The 21,141-nt window shown below is 69.1% G+C and carries 14 protein-coding genes and 6 pseudogenes; 9 read left to right on the top strand and 11 right to left on the bottom strand.

Annotation, left to right across the window (positions count from 1 at the left end; translation table 11 throughout):
• Positions 1–225: 225 nt before the first annotated feature.
• Positions 226–1,120, bottom strand: a pseudogene (locus ACWD6R_RS31435) (serine/threonine-protein kinase); the annotation flags it as partial.
• 506 nt (positions 1,121–1,626) lie between these two features.
• Here ACWD6R_RS31435 and ACWD6R_RS31430 point away from each other — a divergent pair.
• The gene (locus ACWD6R_RS31430) at positions 1,627–2,163 is read left to right on the top strand and encodes a hypothetical protein (RefSeq protein WP_451821802.1); all 537 of its coding nucleotides are present in this window, start codon (positions 1,627–1,629) and stop codon (positions 2,161–2,163) included.
• A gap of 150 nt (positions 2,164–2,313) precedes the next feature.
• Here the strand turns inward: ACWD6R_RS31430 and ACWD6R_RS31425 are convergent, their stop codons facing one another.
• The 3 genes and pseudogenes from ACWD6R_RS31425 to ACWD6R_RS31415 form a co-directional block, all read right to left on the bottom strand.
• A complete protein-coding gene (locus tag ACWD6R_RS31425) occupies positions 2,314–3,141 on the bottom strand; it encodes a hypothetical protein (RefSeq protein ID WP_451821801.1) in 828 nt (275 codons plus the stop codon).
• A 673-nt stretch (positions 3,142–3,814) separates the two neighbouring features.
• A pseudogene (locus ACWD6R_RS31420) lies at positions 3,815–4,042 on the bottom strand (IS110 family transposase); the annotation flags it as partial.
• A 65-nt stretch (positions 4,043–4,107) separates the two neighbouring features.
• Positions 4,108–5,037, bottom strand: a complete 930-nt coding sequence (locus ACWD6R_RS31415; protein WP_451821800.1) for a TetR/AcrR family transcriptional regulator C-terminal domain-containing protein — start codon at positions 5,035–5,037, stop codon at positions 4,108–4,110.
• Positions 5,038–5,151: 114 nt separating this feature from the next.
• On the opposite strand from ACWD6R_RS31415, the gene ACWD6R_RS31410 reads away from it, so the two are divergent.
• Complete coding sequence (locus ACWD6R_RS31410) at positions 5,152–6,705, top strand: MFS transporter (RefSeq protein WP_451821799.1); 1,554 nt, start codon at positions 5,152–5,154, stop codon at positions 6,703–6,705.
• On the opposite strand, the pseudogene ACWD6R_RS31405 reads toward ACWD6R_RS31410, so the two are convergent.
• Both ACWD6R_RS31405 and ACWD6R_RS31400 read right to left on the bottom strand, forming a co-directional pair.
• Positions 6,705–6,952 (bottom strand): annotated as a pseudogene (locus tag ACWD6R_RS31405) (SDR family oxidoreductase); the annotation flags it as partial. The gene ACWD6R_RS31410 and the pseudogene ACWD6R_RS31405 sit on opposite strands and share 1 nt — an antisense overlap.
• Before the next feature lie 139 nt (positions 6,953–7,091).
• Complete coding sequence (locus ACWD6R_RS31400) at positions 7,092–7,253, bottom strand: hypothetical protein (protein ID WP_451821798.1); 162 nt, start codon at positions 7,251–7,253, stop codon at positions 7,092–7,094.
• Positions 7,254–7,413: 160 nt separating this feature from the next.
• On the opposite strand from ACWD6R_RS31400, the gene ACWD6R_RS31395 reads away from it, so the two are divergent.
• Positions 7,414–7,887: an NUDIX domain-containing protein gene (locus ACWD6R_RS31395; RefSeq protein ID WP_451821797.1), complete on the top strand. Its 474-nt coding sequence runs from the start codon at positions 7,414–7,416 to the stop codon at positions 7,885–7,887.
• A gap of 23 nt (positions 7,888–7,910) precedes the next feature.
• Positions 7,911–9,877, top strand: a pseudogene (locus tag ACWD6R_RS31390) (ATP-binding cassette domain-containing protein).
• A 208-nt stretch (positions 9,878–10,085) separates the two neighbouring features.
• Here ACWD6R_RS31390 and ACWD6R_RS31385 read toward each other — a convergent pair.
• Entirely contained in the window at positions 10,086–11,318 is a 1,233-nt protein-coding gene (locus ACWD6R_RS31385; protein WP_451821796.1) for an FAD-dependent oxidoreductase, read from the bottom strand.
• 107 nt (positions 11,319–11,425) lie between these two features.
• Between ACWD6R_RS31385 and ACWD6R_RS31380 the strand changes: the two genes are divergently transcribed.
• Positions 11,426–12,652 carry a cytochrome P450 family protein gene (locus tag ACWD6R_RS31380; protein WP_451821795.1) on the top strand — a complete coding sequence of 409 codons (1,227 nt, stop codon included), beginning with the start codon at positions 11,426–11,428 and terminating at the stop codon, positions 12,650–12,652.
• Positions 12,653–12,735: 83 nt separating this feature from the next.
• On the opposite strand, the gene ACWD6R_RS31375 is transcribed toward ACWD6R_RS31380, so the two are convergent.
• From ACWD6R_RS31375 to ACWD6R_RS31365, 3 genes are all read right to left on the bottom strand, one after another.
• A complete protein-coding gene (locus ACWD6R_RS31375; protein ID WP_451821794.1) occupies positions 12,736–12,984 on the bottom strand; it encodes a hypothetical protein in 249 nt (82 codons plus the stop codon).
• Between the two features lie 91 nt (positions 12,985–13,075).
• A complete protein-coding gene (locus ACWD6R_RS31370) occupies positions 13,076–13,336 on the bottom strand; it encodes a hypothetical protein (protein ID WP_451821793.1) in 261 nt (86 codons plus the stop codon).
• A gap of 81 nt (positions 13,337–13,417) precedes the next feature.
• Positions 13,418–14,038 (bottom strand): ISAs1 family transposase, encoded by a 621-nt coding sequence (locus ACWD6R_RS31365; RefSeq protein ID WP_451821792.1) that lies wholly within the window; start codon positions 14,036–14,038, stop codon positions 13,418–13,420.
• A 52-nt stretch (positions 14,039–14,090) separates the two neighbouring features.
• On the opposite strand from ACWD6R_RS31365, the pseudogene ACWD6R_RS31360 reads away from it, so the two are divergent.
• The 4 genes and pseudogenes from ACWD6R_RS31360 to ACWD6R_RS31345 all read left to right on the top strand — a co-directional run.
• A pseudogene (locus ACWD6R_RS31360) lies at positions 14,091–14,201 on the top strand (LuxR C-terminal-related transcriptional regulator); the annotation flags it as partial.
• Between the two features lie 302 nt (positions 14,202–14,503).
• On the top strand, positions 14,504–15,751 hold the full coding sequence (locus ACWD6R_RS31355; protein ID WP_451821791.1) for a sensor histidine kinase: 1,248 nt from the start codon (positions 14,504–14,506) through the stop codon (positions 15,749–15,751).
• A pseudogene (locus ACWD6R_RS31350) lies at positions 15,748–16,461 on the top strand (response regulator); the annotation flags it as partial. The gene ACWD6R_RS31355 and the pseudogene ACWD6R_RS31350, both read left to right, overlap by 4 nt.
• A 426-nt stretch (positions 16,462–16,887) precedes the next feature.
• Positions 16,888–20,595, top strand: coding sequence for a S8 family peptidase (locus ACWD6R_RS31345; protein WP_451821790.1), 3,708 nt, complete (start codon positions 16,888–16,890; stop codon positions 20,593–20,595).
• A gap of 3 nt (positions 20,596–20,598) precedes the next feature.
• On the opposite strand, the gene ACWD6R_RS31340 is transcribed toward ACWD6R_RS31345, so the two are convergent.
• Entirely contained in the window at positions 20,599–21,072 is a 474-nt protein-coding gene (locus tag ACWD6R_RS31340) for a hypothetical protein (RefSeq protein ID WP_451821789.1), read from the bottom strand.
• Positions 21,073–21,141: the final 69 nt, after the last annotated feature.

Raw genomic sequence — 21,141 nt, 5'->3', positions numbered from 1 at the left:
ACGGCCCGTTCACGGACTTCCTTCGGGTATGGCTTCGACATAACGATCCCGATCCTTCCAAGAGATCGAGCCTCGGTCAAACCCGGAACGATTCATACACCACGTTGCCTCCAGTTGTGATCGCCACCGTCGGCGGTGGGGCCAGGATCCTAGCCAGTCGCCCGAACCTCACCGACGTCATCGCGCCAGGCAAGACCAAACCAGAACCTACCGGAGGACGACCGTCGGTACGTCGATCTCCTGCACCTTCGCGGCGAAGGCGGCCCGCTCGGACAGGCGCTCGGTTATGGCCGCCGGCCACAGCCGGGCCGTGAACGGGCCGTGCTGCGAGGCACGATCGAGGAGTTCGGCGGCGGTGGAGCGGCCCTCGGGGTCCTTGTCGAGGCAGGCCGCGACCACCTCGGCGAGGTCCGGCTCCAGCTCCCGCAACGGCTCCAGGCCGGGCTGTTCGTGGACGATGCGGTACAGCACGCCGTGCCCCGACTCCTCACCGAAGGGCAGCCGGCCGCACGCCGCGTACGCGAGTACCGAGCCCAGCGCGAACACGTCGGTCGCGCCGCTCAACCGCCGTGAGCCCGAGGCCTGCTCGGGCACCATGTAGGCGGGCGTGCCCACAACCATGCCGGTCCTGGTCAGCTGGCTCTGTTCGGCGGCCCGGGCGACGCCGAAGTCGATGAGGGTGAGGCCGTCGAGGGTCAGCATGACGTTTGACGGCTTGAGGTCCCGGTGCACCATGTCCAGCGCGTGCACCGACGCCAGGCCCTTCGCCGCCTCGCGCAGCAGCAGCCACAGCGCGTGTGCGGGCAGGGGGCTGCCGTGCAGCTCGACGACTTGCCTCAGGGTGAGCCCGGGGACGTACGCGGTGGCGAGCCACGGGGGCCGTGCGGTGCGGTCGCTGGCGAGCAGCGGTGCGGCGGCCTCCGCGGGTAGCCGGGAGAGGTTGTCCAACTCGTGCCCGAAACGGCGCAGGAAGTCCTCGTCCTCCCCGACGACGGAGGACAGCAGTTGCTTGACAGCGACGTACCGGCCCTCCGGAATCCCGTCGGTGTCGGCGCGCTCGTCCAGCGCCACGACGTCCCGACCCGCCGCACGGGTAAACGGTTCGACGGTCGCCCGGCAACGCAGCGCAGGGCTCGAAATCGCACGTGCCGAGATAGGCCTGGAGCAGCTGCACCTCGCCACCCGCGGGGGTCTGCGCCTGGAGATCTTCTACGCACGACTCGGAGTAGCAGTACCTCTGCCCGGCGGTCCGTCGGCATGTCGAGGGCGGGGATGACTTCGCGGACAAGGAGATCGCAGATCACGCCCTGGTGGAGGCGACAAGATCCGCCGGGCCAAGGAGATGGCTTCCACCCCGGCCGCCCCAATCCTTGCCGGACAAGCCACTCGCCAACAAGCTGCTGACTTCCGGCCCCGGGCTCATGGACCGCGCGTGACTTTGTCACCGGCCCCGGCCTGCGCAGCCGTGGGCAGGGACGGGCACCCCGGCTGTGACGTACGTCCTGTTGCCAGTCAGGCGGCGGCCCTACGCTTACCTGCCACGCGCCCCCGGGCTCGCGAGTGCTCGCGACCGGATCACGCACAGGCAACACGACCATGGCGGGCACGTGTGAAGAACGGTTCACCATGCCCAGTGATCTCTCGCCAGTCATAGCTGCCGCCACTCGCTGGCTGCTCTCGGCATTCCCGCTGGCACCCGGCCCGCTGAACGATGCCTTGGCCGAAGCCCAGGCATGGCAGGCGGCCACCATCGCCGCCGCCCTCCGCTACCCCACTGTGCTGGACGCGGAACTGATGAACATGCTCGGCCCCGGCGGCTCCGACCGGCTGGACGCCGTCACCGGCACCGATGCACACCCGCTGGAGGGAACCGACTACGCCTGGCGCACCTGGGTGGACGAAACAGTCGTCAGCTGGGCGGCCTGCCTGCTGGCCGACGCCGATCTCGCCACCGTGGCAGCGGCCTGCCTGGCCGCAACCCACCACGGCGTGGGCCGTGTGGGCGATACGCGTCGGCTGACAATTCCCAGCCCTCGCGATCACCGTGCGGCGCCGCTGTTGCGCCACCCGGACCTTGTCAGCCCGATCGCAGACCTCCACCGCGAGACACTGCTTGGCCTCCTCGATATCGACCCGGCCAGAAGCTCACCCGAGCGAAGGTAACCACGAAGCCTGCATACCGGTCGTCCAACTGTGCGCGGCCGCGCCCTCCGGCTTCCGCGACGCCGACCCGATGCGCACCGCGAATCGAATGCCGGAAACCCTGGCCCGATTCCGGCGGGCCAGGGTTTCCATGGTGTACGGGCGTTGCTGTTACCACTCGTCGCGGTAGCGGTCCCTGATCACTCGGAAGCTGCCCACGACACCGTTCTTGACCCACACGCCGCCGTGGACGAAGCGCGGCGTGACACCGTTGCTGGTGCTGTACGGGCCGACCGTGGCAACAGGAGAGCCGTTGTCACAGGTCGCGCCGCGGAAGACCTCAACGGTCCGGCGGCTGTCGTTGCGGACGTTGAGAGTCCTGGAGCCCAGACCGCTCACCACGGTGATGCAGCCGTCGGAGTGGGCGGAGTAGGACCGCTCGTTGAAGAAAATCCTTCCCCTGTCGTAGTCGCCGCCGTAGCCGTTGTCCTCGCCGCCGTAGCCGCCACCGTTGCCGCCGCCCTTGCCGCCACCACCGTTGCCGCCGTAGCCGCCACCGTTGCCGCCGCCCTTGCCGCCACCACCGTTGCCGCCGTAGCCGCCACCGCCACCGCCGCCGCCACCGTTGTCGCCACCTCGGCCGCCGCCACCGTTGCCGCCGTAGCCGCCACCGCCACCGCCGCCGCCACCGTTGTCGCCACCTCGGCCGCCGCCACCGTTGCCGTTGCCGTTGCCGTTGCCGCCACCTCCGTTGCTGTTGCCGTTGCCGTTGCCGCCACCTCCGTTGCTGTTGCCGTTGCCGTTGCCGCCACCTCCGTTGCTGTTGCCCTTCCCGCCGCCGCCGTCTTCCAGCGGAGCCGCGCCGGGAGCGGCGGCCTGCTGCTGAACAACGGGCGCAGCTGCGGGGGTATCCGCGGCCGTGGCGTAGTTGATACCGGTTGCCGCCAGGGCCGCGGCGCCTACAACGGCGGCGGTCACGACGGCAGTACGCGTGGTCATATCACTTCTCCTGTCTCAGAGACATCGGCTGTAGCCGATACGTGACAAACGTACGAACAATGTTTTTATCTGTCATATCGGACGCATCTAAGGTGTGATATCCAACGGCCGATCGGGTGAATTTGCGCTATTTACGCATATGGGCTTCGTCTATTTGAAAGGTAGTCATGTTCGACTTCTATCTGAAGGGCTGTCATTTTCCTCTTCTCGCAGCGCGCTGAGTGGAGGTCAGTGTCCGATCTGCCGCGGTAGAGGGCGAGGGCAGAGGACAGGGCCGGACCCAGAGGTGAAGGGGCGCCCTGAACATCGGCTACGGCGTGGATCAGGACATCATCGCCGAGTGGGACCAGGCCCCTCGGCCCTGCGGCGCAAGCGGGTGGCGCGTCACGCCCGCGGCTGCGCAGTCTGCTCGGGGCACGGATCGAGCCTCGTTCCGGCAGAGGGCCGGCTGGTGGGGCTGGCACTGGTTCCACTCATGGTGGTCGTCACGGGCCGTCCGCCGCAGATGCTCAGCACGGCCACCGAGGTGGACCACACTGCTCCGGGCCCAGGTCAGGAGCATCCGAAATTGGCGCTTCAGTTGGCAATTCCCGCCAACCGCAACGTGGTGTTTGCCCTCCCGGCGTTTCTTGTCGTAGTAGGCCCGTGAGGCCGGCTGCGACAGTGAGGCGAACGCGGCAAGTACGTCTTCGACGACACGTTCGGCCATGCGCGGGGCCCTGGGCCGCAGCAGGGTGACCGGTCCTCGCCGTCCTGCCTTCCTCAACTGGCTGCCTGGGGAGCCGCACGTTCGAGCAGGGCCAGCACGGCCGGATGGTCATGACGGGGGCCCAGGACCCGCTCAGGGAGGGGGGATCTGGGCGAGAAGCCCGCACATCCGGTTCTTGACGCGTGTCAACTCACACGTCGTCGCAGCAGCCTTGCCCTGCCGGCCACCGCGACCTGACAGGCAGTGGCACTGACGAGTCAGAGCTTCCGCTGCGAAGGCTCACTTGGAAGCCGATCGAGGAGTGACTCGACTCCGTCCAGCATCCGCGCGAGCCCGAATTCGAAGAGGGTGCCGAGGTCGAGTTCGAACCCGTCGTGGTCGAAGAGCGTGGACAGGATCGGATACGACTGGGTGGTCTGGATTGCTTCCATCCGTGGCTCATTGGATGTCATCCACTCCTCAGGTGTCATTCCGGTGTCCTGTCGCGCCTGGGATTCCAGCTCAACGGCCATCGCGACGCCTTGGGCGTATCCGAGAAGAGTGAGGTGGACATGGATCATCTGATCCGGGGTAAATCCGAGCCCGCTCAAGGCGCCCAGGGCCCGCTCGGTGTACTGCATCGCATGGGGCGAAGCCATCGGCCGAGTGAGGGCGGCCATGGCTCGCGCCAGCCAGGGATGTTGCTCGTACTGACCCCACAACCACCGTGCCTCCCGCTCCAGCCGCGGACGCCAACCCGCCGGTGGTGGGCCGGACGGCCCCCCGCTGAACACCACTTCCGACATCAGCCTTATGAGCTCTCCCTTGTTCGGGACATGGCGGTAGAGCGCCATGGTAGAGGTCCCGAACTCGGTTGCGACTCGCCTCATGGAGAGCGCGGCAAGACCCTCCGCGTCGACGAGCGCGATCGCGGTACGGATGATGCGCTCGGGGGTGAGTCGCTGACCGGGGGCCGTGTTGCGCTCTCGCCCTGTCTCCGCAACTACCGTGCCGACACCAGGCACAGCCCGCACCAGTCCTTCCTGGTTCAGCGTGGTGAGCGCCTTTGTCGCGGTCGCCATCGCGACGCCCCACTCCTGCGTGATACGCCGGGTGGAGGGGACTCGGTCGCCAGGGGCGAGCTCGCCCGAGGCGATGCGGCGGCGGAGATCCCCGGCGATGCGAAGGTAGGGCGGTTCGGTGGCCATGCCGTCACTGTACTAGTGCACTGGTTGCCCTACCTGCCCCTTTCGACAGGGGGTACAGCAGAGTGCACTAGGCATCTGTTTGCGGCGTACGCGATGACCCGATTCCGTAAGGCCATGGAGAACACACCCGGCCCCCGCGCGGGCCGCAAGGAATGGGTCGCCCTCGGTGTCCTGATGCTGCCGCTGCTCCTCGTCTCGATGGACGTCTCGATCCTGTACTTCGCGATCCCGTACATCAGCCAGGACCTGAAGCCCAGCGCCACACAGCAGTTGTGGATTCTCGACATGTACGGCTTCGTACTCGCCGGGCTGCTCATCACGATGGGCGCGCTCGGCGACCGGGTCGGGCGGCGCATGCTGGTCCTCACGGGAGCCGCAGTCTTCGGCGCGGCCTCGGTGACCGCCGCGTACGCGCACTCCGCCGACCTGCTCATCGCCGTGCGCGCGATGCTCGGACTCGGCGGCGCCGCCCTGATGCCCTCGACCCTCGCCCTGATCCGCAACCTCTTCCGTGACGAGAAGCAGCGCGGGAAGGCGGTGACCATCTGGACGGCCGTCATGACCACCGGTATCTCACTGGGACCGGTAGTCAGTGGTCTGCTGCTGGAACACTTCTGGTGGGGCTCAGTGTTCTTGATCAATCTGCCTGCCATGGTGCTGCTGCTCGCGCTGGTGCCCTTCTTGGTACCAGAGTCCACACCAGCCGTCCGAGGCCGCTTGGACCCGTTGAGTGCAGCGCTCTCACTCGGCGCTTTGCTCCCAGTCATCTACGGCATCAAGGAGTGGGCCCGGCACGGCTACGAACCGCTGCCCGCTCTCGGCATCACCGTGGGACTCGTGCTCGGCTTCGCATTTGTACGCCGCCAGAGGCACCTCGCCCACCCCATGATCGACCTCGGCCTCCTGGGCCGGCGCGCCTTCGGCGGCCCGGTGCTCGCCAATCTGCTCGCTATGTTCGCCACGGTGGGCATGGCCGTGTTCCTCACGCAGTATCTGCAGTCCGTGCTCGGCCTGAGCCCGTTGACAGCCGCACTGTGGAGCCTGGTGCCGGCCGCGGGCGTAGCCGTCATGGCCCCGACCGGGGCGGCACTCGCACAGCGGTTCGACCGTGCGTACGTCATGGGCGGCGGCTTCCTCGTCTCCGCCTGCGGTTTCCTCTGGCTGACCCAGGTACGTACTGACTCGGCCCTTTGGTTCACCCTCGTCGGCGCCTCCGTCTATGCGGGCGGGCTGGTCGCCGCCATGACCCTCGCCAACGAACTCGCCCTGGGCGCGGCCCCACCGGAGCGCGCGGGCTCGGCCGCGGCCGTACTTGAGTCGGGCCAGGAACTGGGCGGAGCCCTGGGCATGGCCATCCTCGGTTCCATCGGAGCCGCGGTCTACAGCCGGGACATGTCCGACGCCCTGCCATCCGACATGCCGCACGCCGAAGCAGTACGCGAAACCCTGGGCGGCGCGACAGCGGCCAAGCTCCCCGCCCCCATGGCAGACGCCGCATTGGCGGCTGCACGTGACGCCTTCACCCACGGAATGGGCATCGCGTCAGTCGGCGCGGCCGTCGTCATGGCCGGAGCCGGTCTCTTCTCACTCGGCCTCCTGCGAGGCGTAGGCAAGACGAAACGCTCGACGCAATCGTCCACCGAACCGGGACTCACCACGCTCCTCTAGGTGCGGACCGCTCCGGGAAAAAGAGTGTTCACGCACACACCATGGGGCCCGAATTCCTCGGCCAGGACTTCTCCAACGCGGCGAGGGCCGCCTTGGCCGCTCCCTAGGCAGCCGGGCCGGCGGAAGGCAGCCGGGAGTTGATGAACGAGACGTTGACGATCGCGCCGCGGCGTTCGATCAGGCCAGGCAGAGCGGCTCGGCCGGCGCGGACGGTGTTGCGCAGGCTGAGGTCGAAAATGCGGATCCACTAACGGCCTCCCCCGCGATAGGGAGTGGATCAGCGAGCGGCGTCATGCGGCTTCGATGGCAAGGCGGAGGACGGAGTCGACGCGGAGCGTCGGTGACTGACGACAACGCCGCAAGCAAAGTCGCAGGGCGTCGGGAGCCTACTCCCTATCGCGGGGGAGGCCGTAAGTGTCGTCGGTGTCAAGGAAGCCGACCGGCTGGACGTCGTCCTCCGCTCCGACGTTGTTCACCAGCAGGTCGATGCCGCCCGGCTCGGTGAGGGCGCTCGCCGAACCCGGGGAACATGACAGCCCGCCGCGCACGTTGGGTGGCCTCGGCGGGCCGGCCGGAGAAATACACCCTGGTCTGCTTCGCAGCGGCGGATGCAGCCGGCGCTCCGGCCTACGGGCCGCGGTATGGCGGCGAAGCCGTGACCGCGCGAGGCTGGCGCACGGTGGAGTGGCTGAAGAGGGGGACCTTCGCGTGACCAACGTTCGTTACCGTTCGATGGCAGATGCTGTCCGGTTACTGTTCCGCTCGGACGGACGTGTCCTGTGCGTCCGCAGAGCTGCCGGTTCTGACCCTGTGCCGGGACAACTCGCGGTGGTGGGCGACCACCTGGAAAAGAGTGAGTCGCTCGATCAGGCAGCCCGCGGGGAAGCACGCGTGGAGGCCGAGGTCGATGTCGACCCGCGTCATCAGGAGCTCTGCGGCCTGGTGCATGACGACGACCCCCTCGGCGAGGACCGGATCACCGCGGTATTCGTGGCGCAGTCCTGGAGCGGCGAACCTCACAATGCTGAGCCCGACAGGCAGGATGGACTGTTCCGGGTTGCCTTGGGCAAGCCGTCGCAGGACTGCCACCCCTGCACCGTGGCAATCTTCCGCGTGCTCGCCGAGAGGCCCACGTACCTGACCCTGAACTGGCCTGCTCCCACCCGGGGAGACGCATCGTGAAGCGGTATCTGCGCCGGGTGCGGATGGTTGAGCCGACAGTCTCCGCAGCCGAGCAGGAGCTGTTCGGCGGGCCCCTGCGCTACGACATGGGCTGGGCCGAACATGAGCGTGCACGGCTCGACTTGACCATGCTCTCGGCCATTCGTGCCATGCCCCGTCTGGTCGGCAGCACCCTGCGCCGGGCCTGGTCCGCCGACCGGCCCGCACTGCTGGCAGTCGGGGTCAGTGAGATCGGCCAGGGCATCGCGGCAGCCGTCAGCCTGCTCGCGGTCAACGCCGTGATGCATGCCCTGCTCGGCAGCGGCACGCCCGTCGACCGCCTGTACGGTGCCCTTCCCGCGTTGATCGCCGGCGCGGCCGTCGCGGTGGTGAACGCCGGCCTCGCCGGCTGGTCCACTTCACGGGCCGGGCGCCTGGAGCCCCTGGTGGAACGGATCGCGACCACCGAGTACCTGGCAGCAGCCACCGCAGTCGAACTGGAGGCCATCGAGGACCCGGAGTTCCGGCGCCTGATCGATGTCGCGCAGTACGGTGCCGCCTCCGCCCGGCGCATGATCGGCGCCTGCGTCGCCGCGCTGACGGCACGATCTCTCTGATCGCCACAGCAAGCATCCTGACCATCCTGCACCCCGCGCTACTGCCCATGCTGCTGCTCATCGCGGCACCGCGCGGCTGGGGAGCCATGCGGGTGGCGCAGGAGCGCTATGTGTCGGTGATGACCTGGGTCGAGCACGTGCGCGCCAGCCGCCTCATCGGCAACCTCCTCACCGAGCGCAGCGCGGCCCAGGAAGTGCGGATCCACTCGGTCGGCCCGTTCCTGTTGGACAAGTACAAGGGGATGGCCGAGAACGCCGAGGCCGAGCAGAAGCGGCTCGCCAACGGCAAGGCCCTGACCGAGCTGGTGGCCGCTGCCCTGTCCGGTCTGGCCATGGCCGGCACGTACGGGGTGATGTTCTGGCTGATCATGGCCGGGCACATGAGCCTTGCTGTGGCCGGCACCGCCGTGATCGCCGTACGCTCCGGCTCCGCGAGCCTCGGCGCGCTGGTCATGAACGTCAACCAGTTGCACGAAGAGAGTCTTTACGTCCGGGACCACGACCGGTTCCTGGCCGAGGCCGCAGGACGAGCCATCCCATCAGGCGGGGAACACGTGCCGCACCAAGTCGAACAGGTCGTCCTCGACAAGGTCACCTACCGCTACCCGGACCGCGACGCTCCGGCACTGGACGGGGTCTCGATCACTCTCCCCATGGGATCGGTGACCGCAGTGGTGGGCGAAAACGGATCGGGCAAGAGCACCCTGATGAAGGTCCTGGCGGGCCTGCTGCTGCCGCAGAGCGGCACGGTGCACTGGGGCGAATCCGAACTGACCGGCCTGGACCGCTCCCAGGTGTTCGACCGCGTCGCACTGCTGACCCAGGATTTCCAGCGCTGGCCGGTGACAGCCGCCCTGAATATCCGCATCGGCCGCCCCGACCAGGATGCCGAGCACGAGGAACTGGAGCCCTCTGTCGACTACGCCGGCGCCTCCCCGGTCATCGCGAAACTGCCCCATGGTCTGCGGAGCCTGCTGGCCCGGATGTTCCGCGGCGCCTCGGAACTCTCCGGAGGCGAGTGGCAGAAAATCGGACTGGCCCGTACACACTGGCGCAGCTCCACGTGCCCGGCGGACAGCGTCCTGATCGTCGACGAACCCACCTCCGCGCTCGACCCCGAAGCAGAGATCGCCGCCTTCACCCGCATCCGCCAACTCGCCGGGCCACACCGGGCCGTGGTCCTGGTCACCCACCGCATGTCCGGTGTCCGCCACGCCGACACCATCTACGTCCTCACCCAGGGACGCCTGAGCGAGCACGGCACCCACGATGAACTGATCGCCGCAGACGGACGGTACGCAGCCATGTTCCACACCCAGGCCGCCCAGTACGCACCGGATTCCCGCGCCCAGGTACCGAACCCCAGCACCCCGCCCGTTCCGGACCACTCCTGACCCCGCAGACCGACTGACCGCCCAGGCGCCCTCCCCCGGTACTCGGCAGGACTGCGCCGCTGCCTCATGCTGCGGCGCGCCGCAGCATGAGGCATTCGGGCCGACCAGGGCCGGCGGCGCTCCCGGGACACGGGCGATCGCGCCCTCGCCGGTGTCGTCCGGACCCGCTTCGGTGGCCGGGTGGCGGGCGAGGGCCGGGAGCCGGGTATCACCGCATGGACGCGGTGGGCGGACGTTCGCGTACCGCACCGTAGGCGATGAAGTACGCCGGCACTCGCTTGAGCCACCGCGAAGTGGTGAACAGTTCGGTCATCCGCTGTGACCGCTTGGGGCTACCGAAGGGCGGGCGTCCCGCCAGTACGGGTGCGATGACCCGCGCATGGGCGAATCGCTGCAGCGCCTGCGTCGCGGCTGTGGTCGGCCACCGGCGGCGCTGTACGGCGCGTACGTCCCCCAGGCCGACCGCACCCCTGCGCAGCGGCTCGACGAGATACCGGGCGGTGGCGACGGCGTCTTCGACAGCAAGGTTGATGCCGATACCGAAGACCGGCGACATCGCGTGCGCCGCGTCACCGATGCACAGCAGTCCCGGGCGGTGCCAGCGCCGGAGGCGGTCGAGCCGTACGTCGAGCATCTTCACCTCGTCCCACGACCGCAGCGCGTGCACCCGGTCCGCGAGCCAGGGGACGGCGGCCGAGAAGTCGGCCATGAACCGCTCAAGACCGGCGGCACGGCGCTCGGCATCGGTCCCCTTGGGGATCAGCGCCGCGCACTGCCAGTAGTCCCCGCGGTCGATCATGGCGGTGAGGAACCGGTCGCCGACGCCTCCCACGAGCCCGTGCGGATCGCCCTCCCGCCGCGGCAGCCGGAACCACCAGGCGTCCATGGGGCAGGCGAATCTCCGCAGGGCCAGTTCGGGCCGAGACCGGGCCAGCGAGCCCCGGCCGTCGCAGGCCACCGTGAGGGTGGCCCGCAGTTCACCGGTGCGGCCGTCGGGCGTGCGGTACCGCACCCCCATGACCCGTCCGCGCTCCATCAGGAAGGAAGTCGCCTCGGTGCTCATCCGCACGGAGAACGACGGCTCTCGACCGGCCTCGTCCGCGAGGAGGTCGAGCAGGTCCCACTGCGGCACCATCGCCACGTAGTTGTACGGGCCCCGCAGCGCGCCGATGTCTCCGACGGTGACCAGCGAACGGTCAGGGCCGATCGGCAACTGCACCGTCGTCACCCGCCGCTGCGGCAGACGGGCAAACCGCTCCGCCAGGCCGAGGTCGTCCAGCAGCGCCAGGGTGGACGGATGCACCGTGTCGCCGCGGAAGTCGCGCAGGAAGTCGCCGTGCTTCTCCAGGACCGTGACCGCCACTCCGGCCCGGGCCAGCAGCAGGCCGAGGACCATTCCGGCGGGGCCGCCGCCCACAACACAGCACGTGGTCCGTTCCATCGCAGCCCCTGCCCTCGGTGAAATCCCGGCGTCCGTCACGATGGGACATATACCATCAAAATCTGCAAACCTGCCGCGAAGATTCGCGGATCCTTCTGGGAGGCATGATGAGCCAGCAGCCGGTCCTTCTGCCCTACGCCGACCCGGCCTTCGTGGCAGACCCCTTCCCGCTCTACCGACGGCTGCGCGAGGACGGCCCGGTACGGCGCGCCGTCATCGCCGGCGGCCTGGAAGCCTGGCTCGTCACGCGCTACGAAGACGGCATCGTGGCCCTGTCCGACCCCCGGTTGAGCAGCGACGTCCGTGACGCGTCGGATCCACGGCTCATTCAGCGGCTGCCCGCTACGGAACGCGAGTCCATGCTGCGCAACATGCTCCGCTCCGACCCGCCCGACCACACCCGCCTGCGCCGCCTGGTCTCCAAAGCGTTCACAGCGCGCAGGATGGCCGAGCTGCGGCCTCGCGTCCAGGCCATCGCCGACCGACTGCTCGACGCGATCGTGCTGGTCGGCCGCGCCGACCTCGTCGAGGACTTCGCGCTGCCGCTTCCGGTCACGGTGATCAGCGAATTGCTCGGGGTGCCCGTGGCCGACCGGCACGACTTCCAACGGTGGACCGACGACATGATCCTCCAGGGGGCGGAGCCGCCGGATCCGGCCCAGATGGACGCGGCGTGGCGGCAGATGCACTCGTACCTGACCAGGCTCCTGGAGGCCAAACGGGCCCGGCCCGAGGACGACCTGCTCAGTGCACTGATCACCACCCGGGACAAGGAGCACCGGCTGGACGAGGACGAGCTGATCGCCATGGCCTTCCTGCTGCTGGCGGCCGGATACATCACCACGGTCAACCTGATCGGCAGCGGCATCGCCGCGCTGCTCGCCCACCCCGACCAGCTTCGGATGCTGCGGGAAGATCCGGCGCTTCTTCCTGGCGCGATCGAGGAGTTCCTCCGCTACGACGGACCGGTCAGCCCCGGGATCGCCCGGTTCGCGCGCGAGGACGTCTCCATCGCGGGCGTGGCCGTCCCACGCGGCGCAACCGTGCTGGTCGCCTCCGCCATCGCCGACCGCGACCCGGCACGGTTCTCCGACCCAGATCACCTGGACATCACCCGACAGGACAACACTCACCTCGCGTTCGGGCACGGCATCCACTACTGCCTGGGGGCGCCGCTGGCCCGGCTCGAGGGCCAGATCGCCATCGGCACCGCCCTGCGCCGCCTTCCCCACCTCACCCTGGCCGTGCCGCCCGGCGAGCTGCAGTGGCGGCCGGGCGGGCTGCGCGGCCCCGAGCGGCTGCCCGTCACCTTCACGTCGGCCGACCCGAACTGAGCAAGCGAACGCCGGCCTGGCGCGAGTAACGGGCGGAACGCCGCCGGCTGCGACCCCACCCGGTAGGTACTCCGCCGATGACGTCAGCGCAGGCCGAAGGCCCGGGTGATCGTCCGGGAGACGCTGTTGTCGGCGCTGTCCCTGGCGGTGCCCCGGGCGGTGCCCCGGAGCGTGACGAAGCCCGCGGACTTCGACGCCTTCAGGGCCGTCCGCCATGCGTCGCCGTCCCGGTCCAGCCCGGGCCGCCGCCAGGTCACCCCGTCGTCATACGAGATGGCGAGGGAAAGCTTCCCGATGGCGGCTGCCGTGCCGGGCAGGTGCGAGACGGTCACCGTCAGCTTGGCGCGCCGGTCCGCCGTGACGAGAGCCTTCTGCTTCTGGGCAGAGTGCGGAGGGCTGCCCCGCGGCCGGAGGCGCGGGCGCTCACTTCTGGCCGAGCTTGATGCGTTCGGTCAGGTCACCGACCTCACTGCCGAGTTTCTGCACAGGCGCGGCGAGGGAGGCCAGTGCGGACTCGATATCGACTGCTGCGGCCGTGTACTTGTCCACTCTGGCTGCGTGCTCCAGCCGTGCCCACACGGCGGCTTCGGCCACCAGGGCGTCGCGCTGGGGGCTGGCGATCGGGTGCTGGGATGCCTTGGTGAGCAATTCGCGGGCCTGCTGGCCCGGGGCGCTGTCAGTCATGACCGGAATCCTTCCAGCGGGCCTGAGGCGAAGCGCGGATTTCAGGCGGTGGAATGCAGCGAAGAAGCACGACCTGCCCGCCTATCTGCTCGCAGGGGTGGTGTACAACGAGGTCGGAGGCGATCCGCCGAGCACGGGCGACACCCAAGTCTTCCAATCCGAGCGGCCGTGGCCGGCACCGGTGGTACGGCCCTGAAGCGGGATGTCCTTCCACGGAAGGGACTTGAGCTGCCTGCGCAGCTTCTCCTGGTTTCCCTTGACGATCGCGATGTAGTGGGCGCCGCGGCCGAGGAGGTAGTCGGCGTGTTCGCGCTGGGTGTGCATCGCGTCGCTGGTGACCACGACTTGGGCCAGCTCGGCCACGGTGTCCAGCAGTGGCTGGAAGCAGGTGATCTCGTTCGTCTTCTCGCCGACGTCCAGCCAGGATAGGACCAGGCCGGTGGTGTGCTCCAGCGCGGCGAGCAGATGGATCTTCCGGCCCTCCGCCTTGGCCGCACCGCGCAGGCTCTTGCCGTCAACGGCCAGGCCGCGCAGATCGGCGTCCCCGGTCGCCGCCGGCCGGCGGTCCGCAAGCCGGCTCCCGACCGCTCGGTCCAGCGCATCGCCGTCGATGCGGGCCAGCAGCCGGCGGACCGTTGTCGCGGCGGGCAGGACCCGCCTGGGCAGCAGCGGATCGGGACGGGCGCCGACTTGTTCCAGCACATGCGCCGGAGCGTCGGCGATCCACTCGCCGACCGCCAGCAGCGAGGTCGCCCCGGCAGCGGCCCGCCTCACCGAACGCGAGGCGGAGGTCCTGCGGCTGATGGCGACGGGCCTGACCCATGCGGAGATCGCCGACCGGATGGGGGTCGGGGCAGTGGCGGTCCCCATGGTTGACGTCCCGTCGGTGGCAGTTGCGGAGGATCGAGGCGTCCTGTGATGAAACAGGAGGAAGGCGAGGCAAGACGGGCGCAGTGTTCGAATCGCTCTCCCCCATCTAGCACATCAGCCCCGGCAGGCCACTTCTATGCAGCCGCCATCCGCCTCGAAAACCATTGCATTCAAGGGCGATCAAGGATCAAGCACCCTTCCAGGTCAACCGAACGATGGACGCGACCCCGAGCCGGTGCACGGCTTAGTCTCTGCGCTGACCACCTGAAGTGAACCAGGAGTGAGGCGCGGATGAGGATGGGGCAGCCCAGAGGGGCGGCGCACGCCATGCCGCCGACGCTACGGCATGCGCTGAACGGCTTGTTCGTCTCCTCGCTCGTTGCGGCCCTCGTGGTCGTGATCGGTCCGGGAACGGCTGTGTCGAACCATGACACGTCCATCGTGGCCGCCCTGTCCGTGCTCCTCGCCGCCACGTACGCGGTGGGATTCGCCGGGCCTGCCGGCTCTCGACGTCGCGAGGAACCCACCGAGTCCGTCGGCACGACCGGAGGGAACCTGGGCCGTGTGCTGCGCTGGCTCGGCGCACTGACCGCGGTGTGGGCCTGCCTCATGGCGTTCAGTGCGGGGTTCGGCTGGCTGGGGTTCCCGCTGTTCCCGCTGTATGTCCTGCACCTGCCGCTGCGGCTGGCGGTCCCGGCCGTCGCCCTGGGGACCGTCATCGTGGTCGCCGCCAAGGGAGCGGAGGCCGGCACGCTGGGGATCCCCCAGGTGGCCGGACCGCTGCTGGGCGCGCTGGTCTCCACGCTGACGGTGCTCGGGTACCAGTCGCTGTACCGGGAGAGCCAGGCCCGCCAGGCGCTCATCGCTGAGCTGATCGTCACCCGGGACGCGCTGGCGGAGTCGCAGCGGGAGGCCGGCCGGCTCGCCGAACGCCAGCGGCTGGCCCGGGAGATACACGACACGGTCGCGCAGGGCCTCTCGAGCGTGATCATGCTGTTGCGCGCCACCTACGCCGCGCTGCCGCCGGACGCATCCCTGGCGCAGGAGCGGACCACCGCGGCCACCGAGGTCGCCACGGCGAACCTCGCCGAGTGCCGGCGCTTCCTGTACGAACTGAGCCCGCCGCCCCTGGTCGAGACGCCCCTGCCCGAGGCGTTGCGCCGACTGGTCGACCGGAGTGCCGAGGACGGTCTCAGCACCGCGTTCCATCTGCACGGGGAGCCGTACCCACTGGGTGCCGAGTGCGATGTGGCGCTGCTGCGGCTGACCCAGGAGGCGCTGGCCAATGTGCGCGGGCACGCGCACGCCGAGAGGTGCGTGGTGAGCCTGTGCTACCTGGACGACCGGGTGACGCTCGATGTCTTCGACGACGGCAAGGGCTTCGATCCGGAGCTGCCCCTGCAGGACTCCCGTGGCGGCTTCGGGCTCTTCGGGATGCGCCAGCGGATAGAGGAGCTGGGCGGTGCGCTCACCGTCGAGTCCGCGATCGGCGACGGAACGGCGGTCGCCGCCAGTCTGCCGATTCCGAATGGGGTGACGTCATGACCGCGCCGCACACCGCTTCCGTGGCGCAGGTGCGCGTGCTGATCGTCGACGACCACCCGGTCGTGCGCCGTGGCCTGCGCGCGCTGCTCGATGACGTGCCCGAGGTCGTGGTGGCCGGTGAGGCGGGGGACGGCGCCGAGGCGCTGCGAATGGTCGCCGGGTCGACGGAGGTCGACGTGGTCCTCATGGACCTGCGCATGGGCGGCGATACCGACAAGGTGTCAGGCGTCGCCACCGATGCGGCCGGCAGCGGGCGAGGCGGCGGCGAGCGCATGGACGGTGTCGAGGCCACCCGCCGGATCAGGGCCCTGCCGGCCCCGCCCCGGGTACTGGTCCTCACCACCTACAGAACCGACGCCGAGATCCTTGCCGCCGTCGAGGCGGGTGCGACCGGTTACCTGCTCAAGGATGCGCCGGTCGAGGAGCTGATCTCCGCAGTGCACGCCGTCGCGGCCGGCGAGACCGTGTTGGCTCCGCCCGTCGCCACTCGGCTACTCGGCCGCATGCGGGCACCGCAGTCCACACTGACCCCACGCGAGACAGAGATTCTCGTTCTGCTCGCGAAGGGACTGTCGAACCGGCAGGTGTCACGCGCGCTGTTCATCAGCGAGGCAACGGTGAAGACCCACCTGGTCCGTGTCTTCGCCAAGCTCGGGGTGGACAGCCGCACCGGCGCCGTGACGGCGGCACTGGCCCACGGCCTGATCCCCGAACCCCTGCCCGGCCCCACCTCGCCGACCGCACGACCGAATCCTGCAGACCCGCCCAACCCCTCCGGCCGGCCCGAGTTTCCGGACCCCACAACGCAGCGAGGTTCCCCTGCCGCACCACCGAGCTGACACCGGGGCGGCCCATGGCCGACGCCGCAACACGGCACGCGGCCCGCCGTCCTGGTACTGCTGCACCGCTCACACCTGAAAGTGCAGCACAACCACACACCGCATCCAATGCAGTGATCCGACGCGGCGCCGAATTCCCGCAACCGCGTGGCTTTCGCGCGCCTTCATTCCCCCTCAGAGAAGGTCAACGCCTTGATGAGACAGTCACGACCGGCTGGGTCGACCGGATTCCCAGCCCGCTCAACCATCCCCATAGCCTACCGGCTGACACGCCGTCCAGCGCGGACGGTCCTGGGGGTGCTCACCGCGGCCTGTGTGGCCGGAACGCTCGGCGTCCTCCCCGTGGCCGCTGCAGCGACGCCGACGACCCAGGCCGAACAGCCGCAGCAGAACAGCATTGTTGTCGCCACACACAAGCTCACCCTCGTCACCGGCGAGGTGGTGACGCTGGAGCGCCACGCCAACGGCTTCCAGGCTGCGACGGTCGCACCCACGCCTGACGGCACCCCGGCGGCGTTCTCCACCATGAAGGTGGGCGATGGGGTCTATGTCATCCCTGACAAGGCTCAGCCTTACCTCGCCGCGAACGAGCTCGACCGCGAGCTGTTCAACGTCACCAAGCTGGTCGAGTACGGCTACGACGATGCGCACCGCCCTGCCGTACCGCTGATCGCGACCTACGGGGGCAAGGCGGGCAAGGCGCTCAAGCAGGACGCGCCGGCCGGTTCGGTGAAGGCCGACGAGCTGCCCAGCGCGAACGCGGTGGCGCTGCGCGCGAGCAAGAAGAGGGCGGCGACGTTCTGGGAGGCGGTCGACGACGACAGTGCCGCCGCGACGAAGGCACCGAAGCTTGCCGATGGCATCAAGAAGCTCTGGCTCGACCGGCCGGTGAACGTGACGCTGGACCAGAGTGTGCGGCAGATCGGTGCGCCGACCGCGTGGGCGGCCGGCTACGACGGCACCGGCACCAAGGTGGCCGTCCTCGACACCGGTATCGACCCGAACCACCCCGATGTGGTGGGTCAGGTGAAAAAGACGCAGAATTTCACCGACGACCCCGACGCGGTCGACCACCACGGTCACGGCACGCATGTCGCCTCGACCATTGCCGGCTCGGGTGTCGCGTCGGGCGGCAAGTACAAGGGTGTGGCGCCGGGCGCCGACCTTTACATCGGCAAGGTCCTCAACAGTGCCGGAGTCGGACCCGAATCGGGGGTCATCGCCGGCATGGAGTGGGCGGTGGACCAGGGCGCCGACGTCGTCAGCATGAGCCTGGGCTCGCCGGTCGCCAGTGACGGCACCGACCCGATCAGCGAGGCCGTCAACGAGCTCACCGAGTCCTCCGGCACGCTGTTCGTCATCGCGGCCGGCAACGAGGGCTCGGACAAGTCGACCGTGGGTTCGCCGGGTGCCGCCGACGCCGCGCTGACCGTCGGCGCGGTGTCCAAGTCGGAGCTGCTCGCGGGCTTCTCCAGCCGCGGCCCGCGCAAGGGCGACTTCGCGGTCAAGCCGGAGATCACCGCACCGGGCGTGGGAATCGTCGCCGCGCGCGCCGCCGGCACCTCGATGGGTCGCCCGGTCGACGCCAACTACACCTCGGCCAACGGCACCTCGATGGCCACCCCGCACATGGCCGGCGCAGCAGCGATCCTCGCCCAGCGCCACCCGGACTGGACCGCCGACCGACTCAAGCAGGTGCTGGTCAGCACCGCCAAGCAGGGCTCGTACACCGCCTACCAGCAGGGCGGCGGACGGGTCGACGTGCCCAAGGCGATCGACGCCACGGTCTACTCCAGCCCCGCCGTCGTCAGCATGGGCAAGTCGACGGCCGAGAGCGCTCCGGTCACCAAGACGATCAGTTACGTCAACACCTCCGCAGCGGACACCACGCTGTCGCTCCGCCTGGCCGGCTCCGGGGAGACCGGGCCCGCACCGGACGGCACGTTCACGCTCAGTGCCAACAGCGTGACGGTCCCGGCGAACTCCACCGCGAGCGTGACGGTGACCTACCACCCCGAACTCTGCGTCCTGGGTGACTACACCGGTGTCATCACCGCCACCGCGGCCGACGGCACCGCGATCCACACCACCGTCGGCGCGACGAAGGGGGTGCCCACCGTCGACCTCACCGTCAACGCGATCGACCGGAACGGAAACCCGGCGCAGAGCGCCGACGTGGTCGTGTTCGACCTGGACCAGGACGAGGTCATCCAGCCCTACCTCCGGGGCGGAACGGCGACTGTCTCACTGCCGTTGGGACGCTACTCGGTCATGGGTGTCGTCCCCACGCGGGACAAGGCCGGAGTCGAGATCCTGAACAGTACCCTCGCCGGCGACCCCACGGTGGAACTGAAGGCGGACAAGACCATCACGCTCGATGCCCAGCTGGGCAAGGAGGTCAAGGTCGCGACGCCCAAGGCGTCGGAGCCGAACGGCTACAAGCTCGGGTACCGTCAGCAACTCCCCGGCAATTACGGGGTCGACTTCATGAAGTTCATGGTGAGCCCGATCTGGGACCACGCCTACGTGGTGCCCACCGAGCCGGTGAAGCTCGGCACATTCGAGTTCGACTTCCAGCAGCGCAGGTACGCCCCGGCGATCCGGGCGTCCATCGCCGGACAGGGCGGCGCGCTCCCGCTTGAGCCGGTGTTCAATGCGGCCCGGCTGGACGGCCCCAGCACGCTCCGGGCGGTCAACGCCGGCAAGGGACGGCCCGAGGACCTGACCGGCAAGGACCTCACCGGCAAGCTCGCGGTCGTCACCAACGATGCCACCCGGAAGACTGCCGACCAGATCGCCGCCCTGGCCGATGCCGGCGCGAAGGCAGTGATCATCGTCGGCGACCAGCCGGGCTCCTTCTACGCCGGTCTGCCGCTCGCCGCCCGCACCGCCATCCCGGCCTGGACCCTCACCCAGGACGAAGGCGCGGTGCTCTTCGACCGGATGGCCGGCGGTCCCACGCAGATCAACCTGCACGGCATCGCCAACAGCCCCTACGTGTACAACATCGCGCTGATGATCCCCGGTGGCATCCCTGCCGACCCCGTCGACGCGGTCACCGCGGAGAACTCGGCCGTGGTGAAGACCCACTACCGCAGCACCAAGGGCACCAAACTCGGCGAGGCCGGCTCGGTGGTCCGCCCGAGGGAGCGCCTCATCATCCAGGTGGTGGAATTCATCGATGGGCCGCTCGACCGGGAGGAGTGGTCCTCCACCGGCAGCAAGTGGCCGACGCTGAAGGACATGCGATGGTCCCACGCGGTCTTCCCGGACCTCACCAACATCGGCCGCTCCCTGAATGACGTACTCCGCACCTACAGCCCGGGCGAGCAGCGCGAGGAGACCTGGCTGGGCGCGGCGAACGGCCCGGCCGGACCGGCGAACACCCGCGCGGTCCGCGAGGGCGACGACATGACCCTCGTCGTGCCGGAGATGGGTGACAGCGAACCGGAGCACTTCGGCTGGTTCGGCGCGGCGTCCGACAAGGCGATGGTGCGGGTGTACCAGGACGAGAAGCTCCTCACCGAGACGACGCGCGCGATGATGATGCTGCCGGTCAGCCCTGACCCGGCGACCTACCGGATCACCATGGACACGTCGCACCCGGCGTGGTTCCCGCTGTCCACCGAGACCAGCACCGCGTGGACGTTCAGGTCCGCCCGGCCGGCGAGCGGGGAGGAGAAACTGGCGCTGCTCTGGCCGAAGTACGGCTTCGACCTGGATGCGGAGAACACCGCCAAGGGTGGCAACACCTACGACTTCGACCTGGCGTTCGCGCTCCAGACCGGTGTCACCACCCCGGACATCGACGGGGTCGAGGTGGAGATGTCCACCGACGACGGTGCCACCTGGAGCCCCACGACGGTGAAGACCAAGAGCGACGGCCACTACAAGGTGTCCGTCCGCAACCCGGCCAAGGGCTACGTGTCCCTGCGCGTCAAGGCACAGGACACCAACGGCAGCAAGATCGAGCAGACCCTGATCAAGGCCTACGCCGTTCGCTGACCCTCACGGCAGCCCTTTCCTGACCGCGCCCCTGGCACAGGGTACGTCCTTGTGCCAGGGGCGCACCCCCTTATACCGGCAATCAAATACCTTGCCGGTCCTCCGTATTGCCGAAATCAACAGCATCCTCGGAAAGGCCGGACAACTCGGGCGAACCTGCCGCTGACGCTGGTGACCGGCGACAAGGTGCAGATCGGTGTCACCGAGGACCGGCAGCCGGTCGTCCGTGAGATCGAGCCCGCGACGCGGCCCGGGCACGAGTCGGTTCTCTTTCAGCCTGGATCCACCGTGTGAATCCTGATCGGCAGCCGTGCCCGCACCATTGCCCGCGCCGGTCAGCTTCACCTTCTCGGCCACCAATCGCGGCAGGTCGCATCGCTCGGCCAGCCGGATCGCCGGGACCAGCCCGGCGTGCGCAATCAGATTCGGGTCATCGAACGCCGCGAACACCGCCGCCGGGCTGTGGGAGGATTTCACTTACGAGGTGCCTTGCTGCCTGGGCCTGATGGAAGCGTAGAGAACTCCCATCATCCCAGGTCAGCAGGC

Source organism: Streptomyces sp. NPDC005151 (assembly GCF_053599875.1).
The sequence above is the reverse complement of the archived record's forward strand: the minus strand, read 5'-3'. Positions and strand labels throughout refer to the sequence as shown.

Bases quoted from the DNA above. Each gene is read 5' to 3' on its own strand.
- ACWD6R_RS31430 (WP_451821802.1), top strand. From the start codon at position 1,627: ATGCCCAGTGATCTCTCGCCAGTCATAGCTGCCGCCACTCGCTGGCTG.
- ACWD6R_RS31425 (WP_451821801.1), bottom strand. From the start codon at position 3,141: ATGACCACGCGTACTGCCGTCGTGACCGCCGCCGTTGTAGGCGCCGCG.
- ACWD6R_RS31415 (WP_451821800.1), bottom strand. From the start codon at position 5,037: ATGGCCACCGAACCGCCCTACCTTCGCATCGCCGGGGATCTCCGCCGC.
- ACWD6R_RS31410 (WP_451821799.1), top strand. From the start codon at position 5,152: ATGGAGAACACACCCGGCCCCCGCGCGGGCCGCAAGGAATGGGTCGCC.
- ACWD6R_RS31385 (WP_451821796.1), bottom strand. From the start codon at position 11,318: ATGGAACGGACCACGTGCTGTGTTGTGGGCGGCGGCCCCGCCGGAATG.
- ACWD6R_RS31380 (WP_451821795.1), top strand. From the start codon at position 11,426: ATGAGCCAGCAGCCGGTCCTTCTGCCCTACGCCGACCCGGCCTTCGTG.
- ACWD6R_RS31370 (WP_451821793.1), bottom strand. From the start codon at position 13,336: ATGACTGACAGCGCCCCGGGCCAGCAGGCCCGCGAATTGCTCACCAAG.
- ACWD6R_RS31355 (WP_451821791.1), top strand. From the start codon at position 14,504: ATGGGGCAGCCCAGAGGGGCGGCGCACGCCATGCCGCCGACGCTACGG.